Source organism: Frankia gtarii (genome assembly GCF_025403375.1).
Classification (GTDB): domain Bacteria; phylum Actinomycetota; class Actinomycetes; order Frankiales; family Frankiaceae; genus Frankia; species Frankia gtarii.
The window spans coordinates 1-4,045 of record NZ_JAMPTM010000418.1; the positions used below are offsets into that span (position 1 = coordinate 1).

Consider the following 4,045-nt stretch of genomic DNA (forward strand, 5'->3'; position numbering starts at 1 on the left):
TGCCGTGACCGCCACGTGTGCCCTGACCCTGCCCCGGCGACCACATTCGGTCCCCGGCATACGGCTGCTCCCCGTCGCCCCGAACGACCCCCCCTATGACGACGAATCCGATCCCGCCGCGAGCAACGCCGGCCGGCCGGGCCATGCTCGACTCCGGCCCTCCTCCCGACGAGCCGGCGCCCCCGCCGACCGGTCGGGCCGGCCCGCGGCCGCTCCCGCCGGGAGCGACCATCGCCACGGCGACCAGCGCCACGGCGACCAGCGGGGCGGCGGCGGCACGGTCGCCGTGGACCGCTCACCCCGGCGCCTGGCCGTGCCGGAGCAGGCGTTCAGCGAGGCGGGACGGCCGCTGCCGGACGATCTGCGCGCGCCAGGACGCCGGCCGTCCCGTGGCCCCGCAGTCGGCAGGCCGGTCGCGCCCGCGCGGGAGGCCGCGGTGATCGTCGTTCGGGCGATCGTCGAGGCACTCGGCGGCGTCCGTCCCGTGTCCCACCTCGCCGGTTGGACGACGCCCAGGCTTCAGAGCGATCTCGAACGCATCGCCGCGCAGCTCAGCGACCGCCGCCGCGGGCAGGTGCGCAGCGTACGGGTGAGCGAGCCGCGACCGGGCGTGGCCGAGGTGTCGGCGGTGATCACCCGGGGCGCGCGGGCCGCGGCGCTGGCGTTGCGGATGGAGGCCGCCGGCGGCCGCTGGCGAGTCACGACCCTGCAGGTCGGCTGACCCTGAACGGAGCCCCACGGCGCCCGCTTCCCGGTCGCCGGACGGCGGGGTCACCCGTCGTCCGGCGACCGGGAGCGCAGAGTGCAGGTGGTACGGCCCTATTCGGCGTTGCGCCGCGCGGGATCGCCGTGGCACCGCTTGTACTTGCGTCCCGAGCCGCACGGGCAGGGGGCGTTGCGGGCGGGGCGGGCATTCGCCTCCGTCGTCGATCCGCCAGCGGGACCGCGGGCGGCGCCACCGACCGGCGGCTCAGCACCCGAGGCCAGGGTGGTGACCGGTCCGGAACCGCCGTCGACCGACGGCGCGGTGTAGCGAAGCCCGCCGGTCGGGCGACGCGGTTCCAGGCCCTTGACGAAGACCGGCGGCGCCGCGGGCGCCGCCGGCGGGGCCGGGGCCTGCGGCGGAGTCCGACGCGCGGCCGCCGTCTGGTCGCCCGCGGCGGTGTCCGGCAGGGCCAGGGGCGTCACCGCGGCGGGCAGGGCGGCGGCTCCCGCCGGAGGCGCGGGAGCGACGGCGACGGTCTCCGCGGGGGCCGTCTCGGTCTCCTGGCCGGCGATCTGGACCTCGACGTTGAACAGGAGGCGGACGGACTCCTCCTTGATGCCCTCCATCATCGTCTGGAACATGTCGAAACCCTCGCGCTGGTATTCGACCAGCGGGTCACGCTGCCCCATCGCCCGCAGGCCGATGCCCTCCTGCAGGTAGTCCATCTCGTAGAGATGCTCACGCCACTTGCGGTCCAGCACGGCGAGGACGACCCGCCGCTCCAGCTCACGCATGATCGGCTCGTCGTCGGCGCCTTCGCCGAGGTCGAGCTCGCGGCGGTCGTACGCCTCCTGCGCGTCGGCCTGGACGTCCTCCAGCAGGTGGTCGGGGGTGAGCCCGTCGCGATCATCGGTGTCGGGCGCTTCCACTCCGACGGGGTAGAGCTGGCCGAGAGCGGTCCACAGAGTGTCGAGGTCCCACTCCTCCGGGTAGCCATCCGCGGTGGCGCCGCGGACGTAGCCCTCGACGGTGTCGTCGACGAAGTGCCGGACCTGCTCGTGCAGGTCGGCGCCGTCGAGGACCTTGCGACGCTCCTCGTAGATGACGGTGCGCTGCTTGTTCATGACCTCGTCGTACTTGAGGACGTTCTTGCGGATCTCGAAGTTCTGGCCCTCGACCTGGGTCTGGGCCGATCGGATCGCCCGTGTCACGATTTTCGACTCGATCGGGACGTCCTCGGGAATGTTGAGGCGATCCATGATCCCCTCGACGGCGGCGGCGTTGAACAGCCGCATGAGGTCGTCGCCGAGGGAGAGGTAGAAGCGCGACTCGCCGTGGTCGCCCTGCCGGCCGGCGCGACCGCGCAGCTGGTTGTCGATACGCCGGGACTCGTGCCGCTCGGTGCCGAGGACGTACAGGCCGCCGGCCTCCACGACATCCTCGTGCTCGGTCTTCACCGACTGCCGAGCCTTCTCCAGCGCCTCCTGCCAGGCGGCCTCGTAGTCCTCGGGAGTCTCGATGGGCGACAGCCCGCGCTGGCGCAGCTCGGCCTGGGCGAGGAACTCCGGGTTCCCACCGAGCATGATGTCGGTACCGCGACCGGCCATGTTCGTCGCCACCGTGACGGCGCCCTTGCTGCCCGCCTCGGCGATGATGGTCGCCTCCCGCTCGTGGTGCTTGGCGTTGAGGACCTCGTGCGGCACGCCCCGCTTGGTCAGCTGCTTGGACAGGTACTCGGACTTCTCCACGCTCGTGGTGCCGACCAGGACCGGCTGGCCCCTCTCGTGCCGCTCGGCGATGTCCTCGACCACAGCGTCGAACTTCGCGATCTCGGTCTTGTAGACGACGTCTGGCTGATCGTTTCGGATCATCGGCTTGTTCGTCGGGATCGGCACCACGCCGAGCGAGTAGATCTGGTGGAACTCGGCCGCCTCGGTCATGGCGGTACCGGTCATGCCGGAAAGCTTGTCGTAGAGCCGGAAATAGTTCTGCAGGGTGATCGTCGCGAGAGTCTGGTTCTCCTGCTTGATCTCGACCTTTTCCTTGGCCTCGATCGCCTGGTGCATTCCCTCGCTGTAACGCCGGCCGTGCAGCACGCGGCCGGTGAACTCGTCGACGATGAGGACCTCGCCGTCGGTGACGATGTAGTCCTTGTCCCGCTTGTAGAGCTCCTTGGCCTTCAGCGAGTTGTTCAGGTAGCCGACGAGCGGGGTGTTCACCGACTCGTAGAGATTGTCGATGCCGAGCTGATCCTCGACCTTCTCGACGCCGGACTCGGTGATGGCCACCGTCCGCTTGCCCTCTTCGACCTCGTAGTCGACGTCCCGCTCCAGCAGGGGGGAGATCCGGGCGAACTCGGTGTACCAGCGGGTCGGGTGGTCCGCCGGGCCACTGATGATCAGCGGCGTGCGGGCCTCGTCGATGAGGATGGAGTCGACCTCGTCGACCACCGCGAAGTTATGGCCGCGCTGGACCAGCTCGTCCGCGCTCCAGGCCATGTTGTCGCGCAGATAGTCGAACCCGAACTCGTTGTTCGTGCCATAGATGATGTCGCAGGCATACTGGGCGCGACGCACCGGGGGCGGCATCTGCGGGTGGATCACCCCCACGGTGAGCCCGAGGAAACGGTGGACGCGCCCCATGTTCTCGGCGTCTCGCTGGGCGAGGTAGTCGTTGACCGTGACGATGTGCACGCCCTTGCCGGACAGGGCGTTCAGATACGCGGGCAGAGTGGAGACCAGCGTCTTACCCTCACCGGTCTTCATCTCGGCGATGTTGCCGAGATGAAGCGCCGCGCCGCCCATGATCTGCACGTCGAAGTGCCGCTGACCGAGCGTGCGCCGGGCTGCCTCACGGACGGCGGCGAATGCCTCGGGCAGCAGATCGTCGAGGGACTCTTTGCCCTCCCCGACGCGCTGGCGGAACTCGTCGGTCATACCGCGCAGCTCGCCGTCGGACAGCCCGGTGAAGTCGTCCTCGATCAGGTTCACCTGCTCGGCGATCGCCTTGAGCTTGCGCAGAATCCGGCCCTCGCCGGCACGCAAGATCTTGTCTAGAACCACGGGCGAAACTCCTCCGGCTGGCATGTCGGCGAGGCACCGACCACACGATGCTAGCCCCTGGACCGTCCCCCACAACATCCATCGGGACGCGGTTCCTCCGGCCGCGGTCGGCGACGTGCTGTGGGTGCGAGGACAAGGCGCCGACGCCCAGGGGCGAAGATTGCGTAAGCACAAACGACCAGTGCAACTTAGGCGACGGCGCGGGTACGCACGATCGTCACCCGGTCCAACGAGCGGGAGCGCCGCGGGGTGCCCGGGGCGCTCCCGCTCGTTGGAC

Annotated in this window: 2 protein-coding genes; one reads left to right on the forward strand and one right to left on the reverse strand. The window is 70.2% G+C overall.

Annotation, left to right across the window (positions count from 1 at the left end; genetic code table 11):
• The coding region (locus NBZ83_RS30655; RefSeq protein ID WP_264764084.1) for an Rv3235 family protein at window positions 1–721 on the forward strand (721 nt) is incomplete at its 5' end.
• A 98-nt stretch (window positions 722–819) separates the two neighbouring features.
• On the opposite strand, the gene secA is transcribed toward NBZ83_RS30655, so the two are convergent.
• Window positions 820–3,768 carry a preprotein translocase subunit SecA gene (gene secA / locus NBZ83_RS30660; protein ID WP_261576365.1) on the reverse strand — a complete coding sequence of 983 codons (2,949 nt, stop codon included), beginning with the start codon at window positions 3,766–3,768 and terminating at the stop codon, window positions 820–822.
• Window positions 3,769–4,045: the final 277 nt, after the last annotated feature.